Origin of the sequence: Paenibacillus kribbensis, from assembly GCF_002240415.1 — a bacterium.
Taxonomy (GTDB): Bacteria; Bacillota; Bacilli; order Paenibacillales; family Paenibacillaceae; genus Paenibacillus; species Paenibacillus kribbensis.
This window is the reverse complement of the sequence record NZ_CP020028.1, coordinates 1,034,040-1,053,981: the sequence shown is the minus strand read 5'-3', so window position 1 is coordinate 1,053,981 and position 19,942 is coordinate 1,034,040. Positions and strand designations below refer to the sequence as shown.

The following is a 19,942-nucleotide window of genomic DNA, read 5'->3' as shown; positions in this document are numbered from 1 at the left end:
TGTTGTAGCCTGGCATTGTAATATTTTTCACATATTCTACATCCGCGCTGCCGGGTTCGCACCGACGGAACGGGACATCCTGTGTGCATCAAGCGCTTGGACCGCAGATCATAGCGGAAAGCCTCGCACAGAGCAACTTGAAGGAGGAATGGGCATGTCCACATTAGTTACACCTTTTACAGACCGCAGAATGGCGGAGATTGTAGAAAAGGTTCAGAACGGTATTCGTTTGAGCCTTGAAGACGGTATATATTTATATGAAACTGACGATATTCTCACACTGGGTCAGTTGGCTAACGAAGCTAATTTACGTAAAAATGGAAAAAAGGTTTATTTTATCGAAAATATGAGCCTGTACTTCACTAATGTATGCGAAGCGCGCTGCGCGTTCTGTAACTTCCGCAAGGACCAGGGGGAGGACGGCTCTTATACATTGTCGGGACAGGAAATGATTGATTATGTTGAGCAGCATATCCATCCTGGGGTAAGAGAATTCCATATTGTTGGCGGTCATAATAATCATGTGCCTTTCCAATACTATGTAGACTCATTGAAGGCGCTGAATGAAAAGTATCCCAACGTTACACTGAAAGCCTATACTGCAGCAGAAATTGACTTTTTTACACGCATTAGCGGCTTGAGCATCAAAGAAGTGCTTCAGGAGCTGCAAAAGGCTGGACTTCAAACTCTGACAGGCGGTGGCGCAGAGATTTTGTCCGACGAATATCGCAAGAAAATGCGTGTTTCCAAGGCCAATGTGGATCGCTATCTTGAAGTACATCGCACGGCTCACAATCTCGGCATGAAAACTCATACGACCATGCTGTACGGTTCGGTCGAATCGTACCAGGATCGTATTGAACATATGCTGCAAATTCGTGAATTGCAGGATGAAACGAACGGATTTATGGTATTCATTCCACTGTCCATGCAGCCAAAAAGCAAAAATGCCAGCATTATGCGCCGCAATTCCGCTTATGAGGATCTCAAAACGATTGCGATCAGCCGCCTGATGCTGGACAATATCAAGCATGTCAAGGCTTACTTCATTAATATTGGCCCGCAATTGACGCAGGTCGCGCTTACGTTCGGCGCCTCGGACGTCCATGGCACGATTGTGCGCGAGCAGATTAGCCATGCCGCAGGTGCTTTAACTCCAGCCGGTTTGACCCGTAAAGAGCTGATTTGGCTAGTTAAAGGTGCAGGACGTATCCCGGTAGAACGGGACACCTTCTATAACGAAATCGAAGTTTTCGACTAATCGAGTCTCTCGACGAATTTAACAAACTCAACGAAACAAATTTATTTCGGATTCAGATTTCCCGCGAGCATTTTTTCCCCATTACTCACACTATGCAGCGACAAGTTGCCTCGGAATACTCCGGCCTGCCTGCCACAGCAGACCGGACTCCGGGTATTATAAACCAGGCTCCAGACCATTTGCCGGGGACACGGCAGCGAAAGGACGGCGGATTTTTGATGAAAAATTTCGTTATTCTGGGGGGCGGCTACGGCGGCCTTACCATTGCCAAAGAATTGCTGGACAAACATATTCCCGACGATGTTCAAGTTATTTTAGTGGACCGGATGCCCTTTCAAGGCTTGAAAACAGAATACTACGCTCTCGCAGCAGGGACGGTATCTGATTTTGATTTGCGGGTGCATTTTCCCAATGAGCAACGCCTGATCCGCAAATACGGAGAAGTCACCTCGATGGATCTGGAGAATAAAATCGTCCATTTTCAGGATGGCGAGCCTTTGCTCTATGATCAGCTTGTGATTGCGCTAGGCTGCACGGACCGTTTTCACAATACGCCGGGGGCTGAAGAGTATAGCTGCACGATCCAGTCTTTTAACCATACCCGTCAAACGTATCTGCGCTTGAATGAAATCAAGCCTTATGGGCACGTTCATATTGTAGGCGGCGGTCTGAGTGGTGTTGAAATTGCTGCGGAGCTGCGTGAAAGTCGTTCGGATTTAAATATTACCATTATGGATCGGGGCGAGCGGGTACTGTCGGCATTTCCGCAACGTTTGTCTGCCTATGTACATGCCTGGTTCAAGGAGCATCAGGTTCATGTACTGAATCATGCTGCGGTTTGCCGTATTGAACCGGGCGCTATCTACAATCATAACGAGCAGATTGTAACGGATGCGGTGGTATGGACAGCCGGGATTCAACCGGTAAAAATGGTGCAGGATTTGGCTGTTCCTAAAGACCCTCAGGGCCGCATCGTGCTCAACGAATATTATCAAATACCGGATCACCCCGAGGTGTACGTGGTCGGGGACTGTGCCAGTCTTCCTTATTCGCCAAGCGCCCAGGCGGCAGAGGTGCAAGGGGAGCAGATCGCACACATTGTACGCGACCTGTGGAAGGGCCAAACGCCTCACCCCCATCCTCTGAAGCTGCGCGGCACATTAGGCGCACTGGGCAAGAAAGCGGGCTTCGGCTATGGCTTTATGGGCAGCACCTCGTTGCGTGGACGAGTACCTCGCCTGCTTAAAAGCGGTGTGCTCTGGAAGTCCAAACGCCATTTTGGCTGAGCGATTGGCTATATAAAACACAAGAAGACCCGCTTTCCAGAGCAGGTCTTCTTCTTGTGTTTCTCAATCCAAATCAAGCTGATCCCATGCCTCAGCTTCCTTGATCTTGCTTATAATCACTTCATACAGCAGCTCTGCTGAATCCGCAGAAACAATCTCACCGTTGACCATCGCATAGGGCTCGGCGTTGCACTGACCACAATTGCTAAGACAGCCGTATTCGATTACATCATAATCCGGATTTTGCTCCAGCCTGGACATAATTTCATCGGTGCCAAAATGCATATTGCTGGTGCAAAATTCGATGATAGGTCTTAACATTTTTTCACCTGCTTTGGATGGCGGGCATTTTAATTTGGCCCGCTTTGTAATATAATGATAAGGTATAGGAAAGGAGTTGAAGTCTAATGAGCGAAGCACAAAGCGTTCAAATGTATGATGAAGTAGCAGATGTACTGGATAAGCTCCGTCCGTTCCTGCAACGCGATGGCGGCGACGTTGAGCTGGTTGACGTTGAAGACGGCATCGTTAAGCTGAAGCTGATGGGCGCTTGCGGTAGTTGCCCAAGCTCCACAATCACGCTGAAAGCAGGGATTGAACGCGCTCTTCTCGAAGAAGTCGAAGGCGTCCAAGAAGTGGTACAAGTATTCTAATGCTTGTTGCATAATGATCATGAGAGTCTTGGCTTCAGTAATGAAGCTCAAGACTCTTTTTATGTGATGCGTCTACCGGAATCTAGCGCTTAAATGGTGGGCCGAATTGGGTCCAACCCGCCCGACACATCCATAATATTGCCTGTTATAAAATCCGAATGCTCCTCACACAAATAAGCGATCACTCGCGCAATGTCCTCCCCACTTCCCGGACGCCCACGTGGTGTCTCTTGATCCTGCAAGCCGATGACGTCGGCAATAGACATTTCCTTATTCGCTCCTCGAATATCTCCGGGACAAATCATATTCACCGTAATGCCATATGGTGCTTCCTCCACAGCCAGTGACTTCGTAAAAGACACCAGCCCCACCTTGGCGGCTGCATAGACAGCGCGATGCGGCCAAGCCCTCGCTTCTCCAGCATGACCAAAGCCAAAATGAATAATACGTCCCCATTGCTGGCTCCGCATATGAGGCAATACCAGATGATCCAGCAGCATGGTGCCAACCAGATTCCCCTGTATCATGGTATGAATCTCGGCTACGCTGTAATCCGCAAACAGACGACGCTCGCGGATGAACGGTCCGGCATTGTTCACCATAATATCTACACCGCCCAGCCGATCCTCGACTTCGCCGATCAGCCTCGTGATATCCTCTTGCATGGAGATATCTCCTTGTAAAGAAAGGCAGCGTACTCCTTTAGACTCGATGACACGCTTCAGCTCCTCGGCTTCAGCTTGGCTATGCACATAATTCAGCGCAATATCACAGCCTTCATCGGCCAGACGCAGAGCGGTCATTTTGCCTAATCCCTTGGCACTGCCTGTTATGAGTGCGACTTTGTCTCTCAACAGTTTTCCTCCTCTTCACAGAGAACGGTCACCCCCAAGTATAAAATATTTAGGCTTCGCCTACAACTCCAGGCAAAAAGAAACCCCAGTCCTCTTGTTCAAGAGAATCCGGGGTTTGCAGTCAACGCATTTTCGTTCCCTACTTAAAATGCCGGGACAATTGCGCCTTGGTATTTGTCTTCAATGAATTTTTTAACTTCCGGAGATTGCAAAGCTTTCATCAGCTTTTGAATGGCTTCGGAATCTTTATTATCAGGACGTGCGACCAACACGTTAGCATATGGGGAATCCTTATCTTCCAAGGCCAATGCATCCTTGGTCGGGTTCAGCTTCGCTTCCAGAGCATAGTTCGTATTGATCAACGCAATGTCCACTTCAGGCAACTGACGTGGCAGCATTGCCGCTTCCAGCTCTTTGAATTTCAGGTTTTTCTTATTTTCAGTAATATCTTTTACTGTAGCTTCGATGTTGCTTTCGTCTTTAAGCTTGATCAGACCTTGCTTAGCTAACAACAGCAATGCACGACCTCCATTGGTTGCATCGTTCGGAATAGCTACTGTTGCGCCATCTGGAATTTCATCAAGCTTTTTATATTTTTGGGAGTAGATACCGAATGGCTCCAGATGAACTGCACCCACAGATACCAGATCCATTTTGCGCTCTTTGTTCATTACATTCAGGTAAGGTACATGTTGATAGAAGTTAGCATCCAGCTGCTTGTCGAACAATTGTACGTTGGGTTGAACATAATCGTTGAACTGAACGACTTGAAGACGAATACCCTCTTTTTCCAGTTGAGGCTTGATCGCTTCCAAAATTTCCGCATGTGGCACAGGGGAAGCGCCCACTTTCAGCTCAACTTCGCGTGGTGCGCCGCCCGTATTTCCAGTCGTTTTTGATGCATCGGATGTCGTGCTCTTCGTGCCGCAAGCAGCCAGCACCGCAATTAATGTCAAGCTTAATACGGCCAATACCCATTTCTTCATGTTATTACCCCTCCAATAATTTGTAATGTTCAGGATTCAGATGCCTGATCAATAAGGATATCTATATGGTTTCCCTATTTTCGAGTATAATGCCGTACCAGACGGTCCCCTGCCATTTGCAGCAGTTGTACCAGTACGACCATGAGCACGACGGCAACGATCATGACAGCCGTTTCATAACGGTAGTAACCGTAGTTGATAGCCAGCGTCCCCAGACCACCGCCCCCGATCATACCGGACATTGCCGTATAGGATACGAGTGTAACGACAGTAATGGTTAATGCGGCGAGCAGTCCCGGCAGTGCCTCACGCAACAGCACCCGACGGATGATTTGCCCAGTTGAAGCGCCCATCGCTTGCGCGGCCTCAATGACACCCTTGTCCACTTCACGCAGAGACGTTTCGACAAGACGTGCGAAGAAAGGGGCAGCCCCGATTACCAATGGCGGAATCGTACCCAGCACCCCGGTAGAGGTACCTACCAACGATCGTGTAAAAGGAATAAGTGCAACGATCAGAATGATAAACGGTACGGAACGCAAAATGTTAACGATGAAGGATAGTACAATGTATATCACTTTCATCAGAGTCAGCGAGGAGCGGCTCGCCAGGAACAATAATACGCCGAGCGGCAAGCCAATAATCAGGGTGAACAGCGCGGATGCCCCAAGCATCTGAAGGGTCTCCACCGTAGAATTCCATAGTTCTTCCCAACTCACTTGCGAAAAATCAAGTTCGCTCATTGTCCGATCACCTCCACATCAAGTCCTTGCCCGGACACTTCGCGCAACGTATGCTCAATATCCTCCTGATTTCCTTCAAAACGAACGATGAGCTGTCCATACGGTACGTTTTTGATGGTGGAGATCGTTCCCTGCAAAATTGCAAAATCAACGCCGGTATGACGGGCCGTACGCGATAGAATCGCATCATATGTTTTGCTGCCCAAGAAGGAAATCCGCACCACCTGCGCCGATTCACCGCCACCTGAGGCCGCAATTGCTGCTTGCAGCTCCTCGGCATGCTCAGACTCCCGCTGGATAAAGTCCTTGGTTACCTGGTGCTGCGGCTTCAAGAACACTTCCGCCACCGGCCCCTGCTCCACAATGTCGCCCTGATGAATCACGCCAACTCGATCACATATGCTTTGAATGACATGCATTTCATGCGTAATCAATACGATGGTCAGATTAAAGCGCTGGTTAATATCCAATAGCAATTTCAGAATCGACCCTGTGGTCTGCGGATCAAGCGCCGAGGTAGCCTCGTCGCACAGCAACACATGAGGATCACTGGCAAGCGCCCGCGCAATGCCTACACGCTGCTTCTGCCCCCCTGAGAGCTGTGATGGATATTTCCCACTGTGTTCTTCCAGACCCACCAGCTCCAGCAATTCTCGAACTTTCTTGTCCACCTGCTGCTTGGGCGTGTTCACCAGGCGCAATGGAAATGCGATATTGTCATATACCGTCGCCGACGATAACAAATTAAAATGCTGAAAAATCATTCCGATTTTACGGCGCTGCTTCTGTAGCTGGGCTTGACTCACGGTGGTGAGATTCACACCGTCTACCCATACTTCGCCTGAAGTGGGCCGTTCCAATAAATTAATACAGCGGATTAACGTGCTTTTTCCCGCTCCGGAGTGACCAATAACTCCAAATATTTCTCCACGCTCTATCGAAAGGTTCAACCCGGACAGCGCACTAACGCGTCGGTTCCCTTTGCCATAATACTTGGTTAACTGCTTAAGCTCTATCAACGTGCTGCGACCCCCTTCACTTTCCTTACCCTTTTAATCGGCAAAAAGAGCCCCTTTCACAGAATGAAAAGGGCCCCGCATGCGAACCTTTTCTCATCTGCCAAAACCGCTAAAACTCTAGCGGTTTTGTAGGAATTAGCACCATCATGTCCCCTCCCGGTGTATTACACCGGGAAAGAACGGGTTGCCGGGCTTCATCGGGCCAGTCCCTCCACCTCTCTGGATAAGAAAAATATATTAAACTCCAGCTTTAGCTGTCCGTTAAGTTTATATTAAAATCATAATTCAAGCATTTTTCTGAAACTAGATTTCAGTATAGATAGTTTACATAGCTTTGTCAAAGGATATTTTCTAATATAATTATGGACGCACTGCCCGGTTCTCCCAATGTTTCGCAGTATAAGAAAAAACGTTGGACAGCGATCTGCACACCATTTCCAGGCCCTGCTGCAAATCCTCCAGATGATGATCCAGATCTTCGAGATGTATCTTGCCGTACAGAGCACGATGTCTTTGCCAGAGATCATCCTGCATTTCCGTATTCATATAGTGTATTTCCGTATTTCGCCGCTTACGCAGCCGATTGATGGCATCAGTATATGTGTTTTTAATATCATTCAAGTTATCGGTCAATACAGGATGCATTTTGAGATACTTGAGCTGCCGCAACACGGTAAAATACGAATAATGGGCCTTATACTCCCCTGTTTTTAAATCATACAGATCATTCAGCCAGTTGCCCAGCTTATCCAGAATGGAGAATACTCGCACAAATCCATCCTTATAAAAGAAAACATACAATGCATAATCGGATTTTTCATCCTCGCTCATATCCTCAGCGTATCCGGCCTTCACTTTCATGCGGAAAAAAGCGGCAGCATGATGGCTCTGCTCCAGCTCATCCAGAGAGGACATCAGACCGCGTGTCAAAATATCCGCCTTACGAAAAGCGTGGGTCGGATCACCACTGGCCTGAATTTGCCGCTCCAGCAGGTTCAACATATCTGACATGCTATTCATGGCATCCAGCAGGACGCCCTTGCTCACACGTGGCGGCTCGCCCAGCAGCTTGCGTATCATGCCCACGCCTCCTTATGACTGTAAAATCCGGTTGTTCAATTCATTAAGGCGTCAAGCGAAATAACTCGTCCACCGTTGATCCACAAGCTTAACAATATCCTCACGCGGCAGCACTTCATCCGGGTAGCCCGGCTTCATGCGAGCATCCACTACAATCGGCAGCTTGTAGTTCAGATGATGCAAACGGACCTCGCTGTCGGCATACATATCTGTAGCCGGGTTAAAACGCGTAAATACCGTCCACAGGAACGAGGCTTGTGAGCGAACAACTTCCGTGGCATCATCCACGATAAAGACGAGGGGCCATTCTTGCTCACTCGCAGCCAGTCGTTCCAATACACGCGCCGCCAGTTCAGGCTCTTGCTCAAAAGTCGCCCCTGATACAACGAGGCAGCCTCCGCAATACGGCTTAATTTCGCGGATACCTGGCAGGTCTCCTCCCTCATAGGTACGAGGCAATTCACGTATTGGCTCTCCTACACCCATCAAGATCGCTTTACTGCCATGATTCAGCTTGCGGCCTGTATAATCGAGCGTATCGTGGGACGTATGATTGAATATGAACAAATCCCTTGCTGGATTGAACCGCTCCAGAATCGTTTCCAGCAGCAGGTTAAAATCAGATAAATCAATGACCCGGTCCGTCAACATCAGGAATTTGGTTAATGACAATTGACCTTGACCCAAAATGGTAAAGCCGGATACCAGCGCTTCACGAGAGTAGCTTTCACGTACGACGGCTGCTGCCAGCGCGTGTACGCCCGTTTCCGCATAAGCCCACAGGGACTTGACGGAAGGCATCACAAGCGGATAGGCAGGCGACAGCAGACGCTGTAAAAATTCGCCGAGATAGTAATCCTCCTGGCGTGGTTTACCTACAATCGTTGCCGGATAAATGGCATCCTTGCGGTGATACATATGCTTGACATGAAATACTGGAAAATCATGCTGTAATGAGTAGTAGCCAAAATGATCGCCAAACGGCCCTTCCGGACGGCGTTCATGAGGCGGTACATAGCCGCTGATCGCAAATTCGGCCTCTGCCGGAATGCGATGACCACCGAGCGGGTCTTCTGTCATTGGCAGTTTGCCTCCCATAATGAGCGAAGCGAGCAACAGTTCAGGCAAATTCTCCGGTGCTGGAGCAATCGCAGATGCAATCAGAGCGGGCGGGCCACCGATGATTATCGTCGTGGGCAATGGCTCATTGCGCAGCTCGGCTTCATGATAATGAAAGCCGCCGCCTTTATGAATTTGCCAGTGAATTCCTGTCGTTTGATCATCATAAATCTGAATACGGTACATCCCCAGGTTATGATCCTTGGCATGCCCCGGCTTCTCGGTGTATACGAGCGGAAGCGTAATGAACGGCCCCCCATCCTCATGCCAGCTCGTCACTCTAGGCAGTGGAGCCAGCGGAGCATCTGTCCGCCGAACACCCAATACAGGAGCCTCGCCATGGGATACCGTTTTCAGCCCTACTTTTAGCATGTCCTTAATCAGGCCACGTTCATTCCATAATGCTTTGGGGGTAGGAGGAAGCAAGGTTTTGGTCGCTCCTACAATCGCATCCATCAGCTGCTCCGGACGAGGACCAAAAGCCATATCTACACGTCGATTCGTACCAAACAGATTACTGGCAACAGGAAACGGGGTTCCTTTTACATTCGTGAACAGCAGTGCCGGTCCTTCTTCCTCAATGACTCTCCGATGGATCTCGGCCAGTTCCAAATAAGGATCGACAGGCGCTTCTATAATTTTAAGATGATTTTCTTTACGCAGCGCTTCAATAAATTGGCGCAAATTCTGGTAGATCAACTGGACGACTCCTCCTAAGCAAATCAAGCCCTCGAGAAACTCGTGGGCCTGGTTTGTTTCTTATATGCTATTATACGTGTTTGAACCCCTCTTGGGCAAAATATCAGCTTTACATAATCTATGAAATACTTAGGTACGTTGTGCTTGGGTCGGAACAAGCTTGCGATCCGGCGACAATTGCCATACACGATAGCTCAAATAACACAAAATGGAGAACAATGTGGCAATCACGAGCATATGTCCCAATACAACAAACATGTAAATTTCAGGTCTGGTGAAATACAGCAAGCTAATTCCAATAATGACCTGAAGTGCTATTAACAATACCGAAACAACACCCAATACACGAATATCCCGGTGCTTCGGGTGATAACGGTATGAGTAGTGGCCTACGGCCAAAATAATGACGAACAGCAGACCGGCTGTAATCTGATGCAGAAGCAGCGGAGATATAATGCCGCCGAGATTTACAACCTTCTGGATGACGGAATGACTGAGAAGCGCACCCGAATAGACAGCAATATACGTATAAATCGTCGATAGCCATATAAAGTTGCGATAGCCCCGGCTGACAGGTTCAGCGACCAATCGCGGAGTATAACGTGAATCCGAATGCTCCTTCCACACCCCCAGCGTCATCATGGTCGCACTGGCAAAAGCGATAAGCGCAAAGCCAAAATGCAGTCCCATGACTGCAGCCGATTGGGAAAATATTACAGCCAATGCCCCCATCGCTCCCTGTATGATGACAAACATGAGCGTTAACAGCGAGAATAACTGTAAATCCTTCCGATGCTTCATAAACAGCAAAAAGCCGACAAAGGAGGCGACAGAAAGCAGACCGGCCATAGCGCTAACAGAGCGGTGAGAGAACTCAATAATGGATGCGATTGTATGTGCCGGAACCAGCTTGCCGTTACAAAGCGGGAATTCCCGTCCACAGCCGAGACCCGAATCTGTCCGTGTCACGACGCCTCCACCGAAGGTAGCCAAAAACATGACAATACATGTTACGAGTGCCAGCCACTTTAATATTCTGATTTTGTTATTCAAAGAACTCACCCGTATCCTTCCAAATATAATATTTATTCACTTCATGTGTTGTGAAATAATCACTTAAAGTAATTATAACTGATATATTGTTCCTTGACATACGCGTTTTGTTGACAAAATGTGAACGTGTCCGTAAGAAAGCCGCCTCCTTTGGCAGGAAGCGGCTTTCTGTTTGTCCTGATGTCTAAAGGTTCCCTTCGGAGCCATCATACATGTACAGCATCTATTATTTTGCCAGATTAGCATGTACTTCTACTGCCCGGTCCAAAAATTGCTCGATTTCCTCACGGGATTTGCGCAGTTTGTTTACCAGACGCACCAGTTCGCGCCCTTCACTGTAAGCGATAAAGCTGGGAATACCCAACACATTCTGCTCCTGGCTGACGCTTTCGGCCTGCTCTACATCAATTTCAATCAATGTAAGCTTGTCTGCATATTGTTGCTCCACCTCAGGCATAAACGGATCAATAAAATGGCAATCCCCACACCAGTCCGCCTTAAACACAGCTACCGTTACGCCGGGAGTTGATATTGCGTTATTAAAGTCTTCATGAGAGACGATTTTTTGCATTCCTTATTCCTCCTCTAATTTCGGTTGTAAAAAGAACTTGCTGCTTCTATTGTAACGCCAAATTGTACTTTTGATAAGACAAGGCCGATCTTGGCCAGGGCAATCCGCATCAAAATACCGTTATTTCCTCGCACATACCATAAACAGCGGGGACGTTGAACTGGTCCAAACAGTGGAATAATCAATAAGCTTGTTCTTTTCATCATAGATTCGCTTTTCGATATCCAGATCCAGTACAATTTGTTTCATTCCAAGTGAGAGCAGAACTTCCACATCCCACTGAGGGCGTTTCTTTTTGCAGATGTATAGTGATTTGGCGATGGCATTCCGTTCTCTCAGCTGTTGTTGGGTTTGTGTCGGATGAGAAGGCTTTTCTCCTCTTTCGTCAGCCTGTTTGAATGCCTGACCGTAGTTGGCGTCAAAATTCAAGAGGGTTCCGCCAGGCGCAAGTACACGGTACATTTCGCTGTAGGCTTTTTGCGGATCAGGCAACGTCCATGTCACATTTCGGGTAATAATGAAATTGAAGCTGGCGTCAGGGAAATCAAGCTGTTGCGCATCCATTTGCCGAAAGGTTATGCCAGTATAGCCAAGATTTCTTGCATTGGACTCCGCGTTCATCAACATGGCGTGAGAATAATCAATACCTGTAACTTCACAGTCCAAGTCACGCATAATGAAAGCGAAAAAGCCGGCGCCTGTGCCTAGATCAAGGACCTTCAAGGGGCGGGATGCAGGCATATGCTCTTGGATTATCTTCGTATAGATCTGGCGTAACCCGCCTTCAAAGTCATGCATCCGCAGTCCGCTGAATTCATCCGCTCGTTCTGTCCAGTAGTCATTAATCCGTTCTTGCATCTGCCTCTACTCCTCCCGCGATACAGCTTCTTTTTTTGGTACCGGCTATCGAAACCATCGTAACCGGAATACCATACAGTTCTTCCATGTTTTTCTCCGTGACCACTTCATCTGGCTCTCCGAAATGAACAAAACAGCCATTTTTCAGCACTGCCGTATAATCGGCAACCTCCAAAGCATGGTCAGGATAGTGAGATGTCATAATGATGCCAACTCCTTTTTGCTTCAAGCTCTTGACGATTTGCAGGAAACGAAACTGATTTCCAAAATCCAGATGAGAAGTAGGTTCATCCAGCAGCAAGATTTGCGGTTCCTGGGTTAAAGCGGCAGCCATCATCACGAGTTGGCGCTCACCGCCCGAGATATTGGTGTAAATCTTCCCGGCCAAATGTTCGATGCCCAAAAAAGACAAGTTGTCCAGCGCGACCAGCTTGTCTTTTTTTCCCGGTGCTGAGAGATAGCCCAGGCGGGCAGTTCTCCCCATCGTGACCACATCCAGAACGGTAAAAGGAAATGTTGGCGTGTGCATTTGCGGAATATATGCCATACAAGAAGCCAATGTTTTGGTACTGTAGCTTTGGATGGGTCTGTCATCCAAGTATACCTGTCCTTTGCTGGGGTTGTGCTGGTTGACCAGGCATTTTAACAGTGTACTTTTGCCTGTGCCATTGGGTCCTAGAATGCAAAGCACGTTTGGAGAAGTGACCTCAAATGAAATATTGTGAAAGATTTCCCGCCCGTTTTTATAGTGAAAAGCCAGGTTTTCTGCCGTAATTTCCATTACCAGTTCACCTTCTCTCTGAACATGAAGTAGGCAAATAAAGGTGTGCCGACAATCGCTGTAATGACTCCCAGAGGGATTTCTTCTGCCGTCAGCGTTCGGCATAAATCATCAATAAGCAAGAGATAAGAAGCACCAAGGCAAATGCAGGCAGGTAATAATTTCCGGAAATCAGGCCCAACCAGCATTCTGCCCAAGTGAGGAATGACCAGTCCTACCCAGCCAATCACGCCTGATATACTGACCGCAGCGGCTGTTAAAATACTGCAACAAACAATAATGATAATCCGGTCGCGTCTGACATCGACTCCATATGACTTTGCTTCTTCATCGCCCAGGCTCAATACATTCAGCCTCCAGCGAAACAACCAGATGACAGTGATAAAAATTACAAACAGTGGCAGCGCGGTCAACAGCAATGTTGTGTTGACAGCAGACAAGCTGCCCATCAGCCAGAATACAATGGCAGGAAGTTTCTCGAAAGGGTCTGCAACAAATTTAATCAGTGAAACAAGTGCCGAAAACAACGAGCCGACAATGACACCGCCCAAGACCATTGTAATGGTTGAATTTTTGGCTCGCAGACTAAACAGAAATGTTAGACCTACGGCAACCAGACTAAAAATCATCGCAGATACCTGAATAGCAAATGAGTTATTCAGCAACAGAATAGCCAATGCGGCTCCAAATCCGGCGCCGTTGGAAACTCCCAAGGTGTAGGGCGATGCCAAGGGGTTGCGAAATAATCCCTGGAAAACAGCACCTGATACTGCTAACCCGGCACCAACCAGCATTGCAGCAATGGCCCTCGGCAGCCGCACCTGTACAACGATGTTCTCAGCCAAAGCCGTCCAGGTCTGATCATAAGGAATCAGTTTGCTCAAGAGAATTCGGCACACCTCTGTTGTTGTTACATGGAATTTGCCCATCATGAGAGATAGAACGAATACAACAACAGGGAAAATGACCAGAAGGACCCAAATCACGTGAGGAATTATAGGTTTGATCTTCTCATAATGTTTTGAAATCGCACGCATCCAGACTAATCCTTTCTGCACTGTAAAAAACAATCACTGCATTAGCAGTGATTGGAGGGCAGTTATTCTTGTTCTTTATAAGCGATGCCATAGAATTTTTGGTAGAAAGATTGAACCATCGCGTCCAGATCAACTTCCTTGAACGCTTCCGGATACAAGGTTTTTGCCAGCCAGATTTCTCCCAGTGCCATAGATTCCGGTGTAGGATTACCCCATGGTTTTGTATAGTCTGGTGCGATAATCAGCTTGTTGTTTTTCACGGCGTCAATAGCTGCCCAGGCTTTATCCTTTTTGATGTCATCCAGTACAGATTTGTAGCGGCTTTGGACAAAAATCACTTCAGGATTCCATTGAGCTACCTGCTCAACGCTAACTTGCTTGTATCCCTTGATGGTTTCGGCAACATTACGAGCGCCGGCTTTGGCCATGGCTACACCCACATATTTACCTGTCCCGTATGTATACATTTTTTCATTGGCCATATACACTTTGATCCGGCTATTCTCAGGAACTTCATTCAGGTGTTTGGCTACAATAGCCCGATTTTTAGCAACATAGTCCCATAATTCAGTTGCTTGTGCTTTTTTATCCGTAATTTGACCAATCAGGTTGATCGCTTGTTTAAGCCCTTCCGTATAGGCTTCATCTGGATTGACAAGATCAGGATGGATCGTGGATGCCTGCTCTTTGTCTGCTACATATAAAGTGATGCCCACGACGGGGATGCCCAGTTGTTCAAGTTTGGCAATGGATTCTTTGGGAACCTTGTTGGATACAAACACCACGTCCGGCTTTAAATCAGCGACGGCTTCTACATTTAATTCCGAGATCGTCCCCGGAGTTGCCAAATTTCGGATTCCTGGAAAAACATCGGCAGTATAGCTTCCAAGCAAACTTTCCCAGTCGCTCAGTACACCTACCAGCTTGTCCTGAGCATGTAGTTCAAGCATGATATCCAACGTGTGGTGTTGGAGAGCTACGATTCTTTTTACATTTTTCGGAATTTCAACCGTTCTGCCTAATTGATCGACAATAGTATAGGTTTGTTTGTCAGCAGTGGTGGCCTGACTGCCAGATTGAGTTTCACTGGCTGGTTTGGTTTGATTTCCACATCCATACAGGGGCAACGCCAGTAAAAACACACACAGAAGCATGACTAAGACGACTCGACGGTTTTTCATTCAATTTTTCCTCCCAGTTTATAAAACACATGATGTAAAGTGAGTTCTCTATTTCTAGCACACACTAACACAGGATTATAAAACAGGAAGAACGATAGTTCAATGATATATATAGCTATACCTTGATATATATAGATATATCTTGATATATATAGATATACTCTGATATATATAGATATACCTTGATATATATAACTATACATTCATGGTTCATGAACAGAAAAGGATTCGATTCCCCATCATAGATTGGAATATCTGCCATTAAGGCATACTAGAGCTATAAGGGAATGCATCTGAATACTGTGAAAGGAAGTAATCAAAACAATGTCTCTCACCGAATGGTTTCATATAGCAACAAAGCAGCTTCAAGACGGGCTAAAGCTGCTCGGTACTGTTCCGCGTGTTGCGGAGGAGGCTTGGGAGGGCAAACGGGCAGCCTGGACCGAATCCCGCAAGCTGCGTTATCCATTGCGTGAGCTGCCGTGGGATAATCAAGCCGCGCAGGCTGCAGTGGATGAAGCCGAAGCACTCATGCTGACGAACGGACCGGCTACGCGGCCCTCTTCGTTGAATATGCCTTTATGTGAAACAGATTGTGAGCTGCTGGAGCGGATCAAGAACGATACCGCACAGCAGAATCGCAGCAATATCACACGGACTGCCGCTTACCTCGACTGCTATCGCGGCTATCCGGAATTGCATTGGGCCCTGCTGGCTCATCTCGTTTCCCGCAACGGCGGTTACAATATGACCGATCTCAAAGGCGGCCTGATTGGCAACCTGTTCGGCGAACAGGAAAAGGAGTGGCTGTATCGGCTGCTGGAGCGCTGTAACGCGCTCATTTTTCAGGACGCGTATCCGCAGCTCCAACTGTACATGCACAGCCGCCGTTTGGGACGGAGCTGCTTTCATTTATTGCCCTATTTTCACGTATCGCCTTTCATGAAACCCTTTTGGGAACGCTTCTGGGCTTGGCGGGATAGCTCTCTGTTGACCGTCGCCCTCATTATTAACGAACAGAACTATATTGAGGGCCGTGTTGTGAAAGACCCGTATTTTCAAAAATTTGTGATGCACAAGCCTGGCTTTTATTTGCATGATTGGCTTCAGCTCAACCAGATTATATTTCCGCTGGGATTGAATGGCGGGCTCGCCGGACTGGTGATGGAACGTTTTGGTCATCTGGGCGAACGGATCGGCTTTGGTAAAAGCCTCTATGCCATGCTGTTTGGCCACCAGCAGGTGCTGGATCAAGTGTCAGCCTTCGTGACCAGCGTGCCGCATACCGGTTCACGCAGCGACTATTGGCCTGGACTGTTCACCTCGTATGAACAAAAAGCGCTGCGCTCTCTTCAAGAGAACGCAACGCTTTTAGCACATGAATGGCTGCCGCCGGGAAAACGTCTGTACAGCCCCGAACTGAATGCCGTCTGGTCGGATACGGCTTATGATCCGATTCCCCGTTATGACTGGTTTCAGGACGGCTCCACGCTCGGGCATCTGAGCGAGCCAAGGCGGCCGCTGTTATTTGCGATGCGGCATGAGCATCGCCACGGCATCCAAAAAACAGCCATGGCCCACGACACCCATGCCAGCCTGCGGCCTTTTCACTGAGAAAGCTGAAAGCTATCTATGCTTCTTTAGCCTTGTTGTCCTGAAGACTGACGCTGTAGACGCATCAGCGGACGCAGTACTTTTTGCAATATACGCGGATAATTGCCCAGCTCGTCCCTGCGAAGCACGCCCAGGACTACCAGCAGCACCAGATAGCATACCAGCACAACCGCTCCCGCAATACAGCATGCGATGAAGAAGGCCACCCGTGCAGGCATAAGCTGCACCAGCAGAATGCAAGCTTCATTTACACCATATCCGATAGCTCCCGAGACGACGACTGCGGTCAAAAAGCCTGCCCAGCGACGGCCCATGATGGAGAAGGAAACAATCCCTTTGAGTACACGCAAATTCAACAGTGTAATCACGAGGAAACATAATCCGGTCGCGCCAATGATACCGTAAATTCCAAGCCAGCCAGCCAGCAGCCAGCTCGCCACAAATTTAACCACGATACCGACCATGACATTAACCATGGAGATACGCGGCTTGCCCATACCGATCAAAATAGAGTTGGACGTCATCATTGTAATCTGGAATATCGTTCCGAGTGTCAAAACAGCGATAATCCCGCTGCCTCCAAGCGAGCTGAACAGCAAGCCATTAATGGAATAGGCGGTTACACATAAAGCCAGCACAATCGGCATTCCAGTCAAAATCGAGATACGCAGGGCCAGCGTCATCTGATTTTGCAAATGGCGTTCATCCTTGCGGGCAAAAGCCGCCGAAATGATTGGAATGAGCGATTGGCTGAGCGCAATGGCCAAAATCGGGGGAATTCCCGCTACACTTTGCGCCCGCGACCCTAGATAACCCAATTGGGTAGTAGCCATATCCAATCCAATTTGGCCGGACAGCAATCTAACCACAATCGACGTATCAATAAAATTGACCGCCGGAACGGTCAGGGATGACAATACAATGGGAATGGACAGCGTGAAAATGTCTTTGTAAATGCGCAGCATCGGCAACGGAGAGCTTTCCTCCTGGAATTGCTCTTGTCGATCCTGGCGATCCTGACGACGCAATTTCACCGTATAGTACAGCATGACCGCCAGAGCGCCAATACTTCCCATGACTCCCCCAAAGGATGCCCCGGCCGCAACCTCACGGTCTCCATAACCCAGCTTCAAAATAATAAAAGCGAGTAAAATAGCGGTCGCCACGCGTGCAACCTGCTCCACAATTTGTGATATACCGCCTGCGGTCATATTACCCCGCCCCTGGAAGTACCCGCGCATCATGGCAATGGCAGGAAACAGCAGCAAGGCTGGTGCCAAAGCCTGAATAGCCAAAGCAGACTGCGGAACCCCTGCTACATGCTCTGCAAAATAAGGCGCTCCAAAATACAGCACCACCGTGATGATAATGCCCGCCGCGGCCGCGAATAGCAAAGCTGCATGATATACACGTCGCGCTTCCGAAGGTCGATTCAGCGCATAGCGTTCTGACACCATTTTGCTTAATGTACTGGGAATGCCGGCTGTAGCCACTGTGAGCAGCATCAAATAAGCGTTGTTCGCAATGGTAAACGAGGCGTTCCCCACGGAACCGAGCAAATGCTCCAATGGAACACGCTGTACCAGACCAAGCACTCTGGCCACCAGGGCAGCAGCGGCTAAAATAAGCGTGCCTTTAAGGAATGTTTCTTTATTGGACAAAATGTGTTCCCTTCTTTCTTGCTGTTCACATGCATGCAAAAGCTCCGCAAAAACAGTCATGGCCTGAGCCATCACCGGTGCGGAGCCGCATGTCGATTCTGTCTCTGCAAATCATAATAACGAGCTATCCGTTATAACACCCAAATCAAGAATACTATAATCATAGCAAGCTGCAAAATCACTTTCATGGCAGTACTGGTAAACAGCCCCAGTACAGAGCCAAAGCCCACTTTTACAGCTTTGTCCAGCGGGGCTTTGCCTATCAGCTCACCCAGCACAGCACCGATAAATGGCCCCAAAATCAGGCCGAATGCCGGAATAACGAAGGGACCAATAATAATCCCGACGGTGCTAAGGATCGCCGACAGACGCGAGCCGCCAAATCGCTTGACTCCCCACGCATTAACAGCATAGTCCGCAACAAAAAGTGCAACAACGATCAGTGTTTGTATAATCCAAAACAATGCATTATATGGAGCAAACGAGAAAAACCAACCGTATACAAAAAAAGCAAAATAGATGGCGAGCGCCCCCGGCAATACGGGATATACCGCCCCAGCCATGCCAACAATGAACAGCGCGACAATCACAATCCAGCCTATAACGTCCATGGGCCTCCTCCTTCTTGTCCATTCATCCTGTATGCAGCCTCATGCGTTCTATTCAACAAGTATATAATCGCGGATCACTTCTGCGATACCGTCTTCATTGTTGGAAGCCACGACCAGGTCAGCCGCTTCTTTTACCGTATCCTGAGCATTGCCCATCGCTACGCCCAGTCCAGCCGCTTGAATGACAGCCAGGTCATTCAGACTGTCGCCAACGGCAACCACCTGTTCCATGGTAATTCCCAGCAGATCGCACACTTCAGCGATTCCACTGGCTTTGGATATGCCAGCCGGGTTAATTTCCAGATTCGTCATCGAGGAGTTGGAAATTTCAAGTCCCCCCATATCCTGAAGCTTGAGCAAAATTTGCTGGCGAATCTCGTCATTTTCCGTATTATAACCGAATTTGAGCCATTCCTGTGTATCTAATGTATCTGGCCAACGGTCTCTGTTATATAATTCCTCCGTTGAGTAGGCCCAAAACCAGGAGTCTGTTTCTACAGCAATCTGGTGCATCTTACGAATAAGCTCCCGATCAAGCAAATAACGGCGCCACAGCTCATGAGGTGATTTCCATACCTCACTGCCGTTTACCGTTACCATTGGCGTTTCCAAGCCGAGCTGCTGACCATAGGGCAGAGCATGCATCGCCGCCCGTCCAGTGGACAAGCATACGTGAATCCCTTCCTGAATCGCCTTGTTAATCCAGTTAATCGTATCCAGGGTAATCTCATGATTGTCGTTCAGCAAAGTTCCATCCATATCGAGCGCAAGCAGTTTGTATTTATAATGTTTCTCTCCCATGGTTTCTCTTCCTCCTGTATGTCCCATATGTCCAACGACATTTTACCATGAAAAAGAGAAGCCCACAAAAAAAT

20 protein-coding genes and 1 riboswitch are annotated in these 19,942 nt (G+C 48.1%); of the genes, 4 read left to right on the top strand and 16 right to left on the bottom strand.

Annotated features, from left to right (window positions below; translation table 11 throughout):
• Positions 1–154 precede the first annotated feature (154 nt).
• Entirely contained in the window at positions 155–1,261 is a 1,107-nt protein-coding gene (mqnE, locus tag B4V02_RS04825) for an aminofutalosine synthase MqnE (protein ID WP_007431956.1), read from the top strand.
• Between the two features lie 218 nt (positions 1,262–1,479).
• Positions 1,480–2,547, top strand: coding sequence for an NAD(P)/FAD-dependent oxidoreductase (locus B4V02_RS04820; protein WP_094156938.1), 1,068 nt, complete (start codon positions 1,480–1,482; stop codon positions 2,545–2,547).
• A gap of 63 nt (positions 2,548–2,610) precedes the next feature.
• Here the strand turns inward: B4V02_RS04820 and B4V02_RS04815 are convergent, their stop codons facing one another.
• Positions 2,611–2,868, bottom strand: a complete 258-nt coding sequence (locus tag B4V02_RS04815) for a YuzB family protein (protein ID WP_094153938.1) — start codon at positions 2,866–2,868, stop codon at positions 2,611–2,613.
• An 86-nt stretch (positions 2,869–2,954) separates the two neighbouring features.
• On the opposite strand from B4V02_RS04815, the gene B4V02_RS04810 reads away from it, so the two are divergent.
• Complete coding sequence (locus B4V02_RS04810) at positions 2,955–3,200, top strand: NifU family protein (RefSeq protein WP_094153937.1); 246 nt, start codon at positions 2,955–2,957, stop codon at positions 3,198–3,200.
• A gap of 89 nt (positions 3,201–3,289) precedes the next feature.
• Here B4V02_RS04810 and B4V02_RS04805 read toward each other — a convergent pair whose 3' ends face one another.
• The 12 genes from B4V02_RS04805 to B4V02_RS04750 all read right to left on the bottom strand — a co-directional run bounded on the left by B4V02_RS04805 (position 3,290) and on the right by B4V02_RS04750 (position 15,181).
• Positions 3,290–4,054, bottom strand: a complete 765-nt coding sequence (locus B4V02_RS04805; protein WP_094153936.1) for an SDR family oxidoreductase — start codon at positions 4,052–4,054, stop codon at positions 3,290–3,292.
• Between the two features lie 143 nt (positions 4,055–4,197).
• Entirely contained in the window at positions 4,198–5,040 is an 843-nt protein-coding gene (locus tag B4V02_RS04800) for a MetQ/NlpA family ABC transporter substrate-binding protein (RefSeq protein WP_094153935.1), read from the bottom strand.
• A 74-nt stretch (positions 5,041–5,114) separates the two neighbouring features.
• The gene (locus B4V02_RS04795; protein ID WP_010346659.1) at positions 5,115–5,783 is read right to left on the bottom strand and encodes a methionine ABC transporter permease; all 669 of its coding nucleotides are present in this window, start codon (positions 5,781–5,783) and stop codon (positions 5,115–5,117) included.
• Complete coding sequence (locus tag B4V02_RS04790; RefSeq protein ID WP_094153934.1) at positions 5,780–6,802, bottom strand: methionine ABC transporter ATP-binding protein; 1,023 nt, start codon at positions 6,800–6,802, stop codon at positions 5,780–5,782. Before B4V02_RS04790 ends, B4V02_RS04795 begins: the two co-directional genes overlap by 4 nt.
• 90 nt (positions 6,803–6,892) lie before the next feature.
• Positions 6,893–7,032, bottom strand: a riboswitch (SAM riboswitch).
• 130 nt (positions 7,033–7,162) lie between these two features.
• Positions 7,163–7,882 carry a Cthe_2314 family HEPN domain-containing protein gene (locus B4V02_RS04785; protein ID WP_007431964.1) on the bottom strand — a complete coding sequence of 240 codons (720 nt, stop codon included), beginning with the start codon at positions 7,880–7,882 and terminating at the stop codon, positions 7,163–7,165.
• A gap of 51 nt (positions 7,883–7,933) precedes the next feature.
• Positions 7,934–9,700, bottom strand: a complete 1,767-nt coding sequence (locus B4V02_RS04780) for a UbiD family decarboxylase (RefSeq protein WP_094153933.1) — start codon at positions 9,698–9,700, stop codon at positions 7,934–7,936.
• Between the two features lie 129 nt (positions 9,701–9,829).
• Entirely contained in the window at positions 9,830–10,762 is a 933-nt protein-coding gene (locus tag B4V02_RS04775; protein ID WP_094153932.1) for a COX15/CtaA family protein, read from the bottom strand.
• Between the two features lie 217 nt (positions 10,763–10,979).
• Positions 10,980–11,324: a thioredoxin family protein gene (locus B4V02_RS04770; protein WP_094153931.1), complete on the bottom strand. Its 345-nt coding sequence runs from the start codon at positions 11,322–11,324 to the stop codon at positions 10,980–10,982.
• A gap of 120 nt (positions 11,325–11,444) precedes the next feature.
• On the bottom strand, positions 11,445–12,182 hold the full coding sequence (locus tag B4V02_RS04765) for a class I SAM-dependent methyltransferase (RefSeq protein ID WP_094153930.1): 738 nt from the start codon (positions 12,180–12,182) through the stop codon (positions 11,445–11,447).
• Positions 12,166–12,963, bottom strand: a complete 798-nt coding sequence (locus B4V02_RS04760; protein ID WP_094153929.1) for an ABC transporter ATP-binding protein — start codon at positions 12,961–12,963, stop codon at positions 12,166–12,168. The genes B4V02_RS04765 and B4V02_RS04760 overlap by 17 nt, the downstream gene beginning before the upstream one ends.
• A complete protein-coding gene (locus tag B4V02_RS04755) occupies positions 12,963–14,000 on the bottom strand; it encodes a FecCD family ABC transporter permease (RefSeq protein ID WP_094153928.1) in 1,038 nt (345 codons plus the stop codon). Before B4V02_RS04755 ends, B4V02_RS04760 begins: the two co-directional genes overlap by 1 nt.
• Positions 14,001–14,062: 62 nt before the next feature.
• Positions 14,063–15,181, bottom strand: coding sequence for an ABC transporter substrate-binding protein (locus tag B4V02_RS04750; RefSeq protein WP_094153927.1), 1,119 nt, complete (start codon positions 15,179–15,181; stop codon positions 14,063–14,065).
• Between the two features lie 324 nt (positions 15,182–15,505).
• On the opposite strand from B4V02_RS04750, the gene B4V02_RS04745 reads away from it, so the two are divergent.
• On the top strand, positions 15,506–16,795 hold the full coding sequence (locus B4V02_RS04745) for a DUF2515 family protein (protein WP_094153926.1): 1,290 nt from the start codon (positions 15,506–15,508) through the stop codon (positions 16,793–16,795).
• A 26-nt stretch (positions 16,796–16,821) separates the two neighbouring features.
• On the opposite strand, the gene B4V02_RS04740 is transcribed toward B4V02_RS04745, so the two are convergent.
• From B4V02_RS04740 to B4V02_RS04730, 3 genes are all read right to left on the bottom strand, one after another.
• Positions 16,822–18,456: a putative polysaccharide biosynthesis protein gene (locus tag B4V02_RS04740; protein WP_094156937.1), complete on the bottom strand. Its 1,635-nt coding sequence runs from the start codon at positions 18,454–18,456 to the stop codon at positions 16,822–16,824.
• A gap of 131 nt (positions 18,457–18,587) precedes the next feature.
• A complete protein-coding gene (locus tag B4V02_RS04735) occupies positions 18,588–19,067 on the bottom strand; it encodes a DUF456 domain-containing protein (protein ID WP_094153925.1) in 480 nt (159 codons plus the stop codon).
• A 48-nt stretch (positions 19,068–19,115) separates the two neighbouring features.
• A complete protein-coding gene (locus B4V02_RS04730; protein WP_094153924.1) occupies positions 19,116–19,868 on the bottom strand; it encodes a Cof-type HAD-IIB family hydrolase in 753 nt (250 codons plus the stop codon).
• Positions 19,869–19,942 lie beyond the last annotated feature (74 nt).

Coding starts and splice junctions, on each gene's coding strand:
- B4V02_RS04765 (WP_094153930.1), bottom strand. CDS start 12,182: ATGCAAGAACGGATTAATGACTACTGGACAGAACGAGCGGATGAATTC.
- B4V02_RS04815 (WP_094153938.1), bottom strand. CDS start 2,868: ATGTTAAGACCTATCATCGAATTTTGCACCAGCAATATGCATTTTGGC.
- mqnE (WP_007431956.1), top strand. CDS start 155: ATGTCCACATTAGTTACACCTTTTACAGACCGCAGAATGGCGGAGATT.
- B4V02_RS04760 (WP_094153929.1), bottom strand. CDS start 12,963: ATGGAAATTACGGCAGAAAACCTGGCTTTTCACTATAAAAACGGGCGG.
- B4V02_RS04735 (WP_094153925.1), bottom strand. CDS start 19,067: ATGGACGTTATAGGCTGGATTGTGATTGTCGCGCTGTTCATTGTTGGC.
- B4V02_RS04750 (WP_094153927.1), bottom strand. CDS start 15,181: ATGAAAAACCGTCGAGTCGTCTTAGTCATGCTTCTGTGTGTGTTTTTA.
- B4V02_RS04785 (WP_007431964.1), bottom strand. CDS start 7,882: ATGATACGCAAGCTGCTGGGCGAGCCGCCACGTGTGAGCAAGGGCGTC.
- B4V02_RS04770 (WP_094153931.1), bottom strand. CDS start 11,324: ATGCAAAAAATCGTCTCTCATGAAGACTTTAATAACGCAATATCAACT.
- B4V02_RS04810 (WP_094153937.1), top strand. CDS start 2,955: ATGAGCGAAGCACAAAGCGTTCAAATGTATGATGAAGTAGCAGATGTA.
- B4V02_RS04745 (WP_094153926.1), top strand. CDS start 15,506: ATGTCTCTCACCGAATGGTTTCATATAGCAACAAAGCAGCTTCAAGAC.
- B4V02_RS04800 (WP_094153935.1), bottom strand. CDS start 5,040: ATGAAGAAATGGGTATTGGCCGTATTAAGCTTGACATTAATTGCGGTG.
- B4V02_RS04755 (WP_094153928.1), bottom strand. CDS start 14,000: ATGCGTGCGATTTCAAAACATTATGAGAAGATCAAACCTATAATTCCT.
- B4V02_RS04730 (WP_094153924.1), bottom strand. CDS start 19,868: ATGGGAGAGAAACATTATAAATACAAACTGCTTGCGCTCGATATGGAT.
- B4V02_RS04795 (WP_010346659.1), bottom strand. CDS start 5,783: ATGAGCGAACTTGATTTTTCGCAAGTGAGTTGGGAAGAACTATGGAAT.
- B4V02_RS04820 (WP_094156938.1), top strand. CDS start 1,480: ATGAAAAATTTCGTTATTCTGGGGGGCGGCTACGGCGGCCTTACCATT.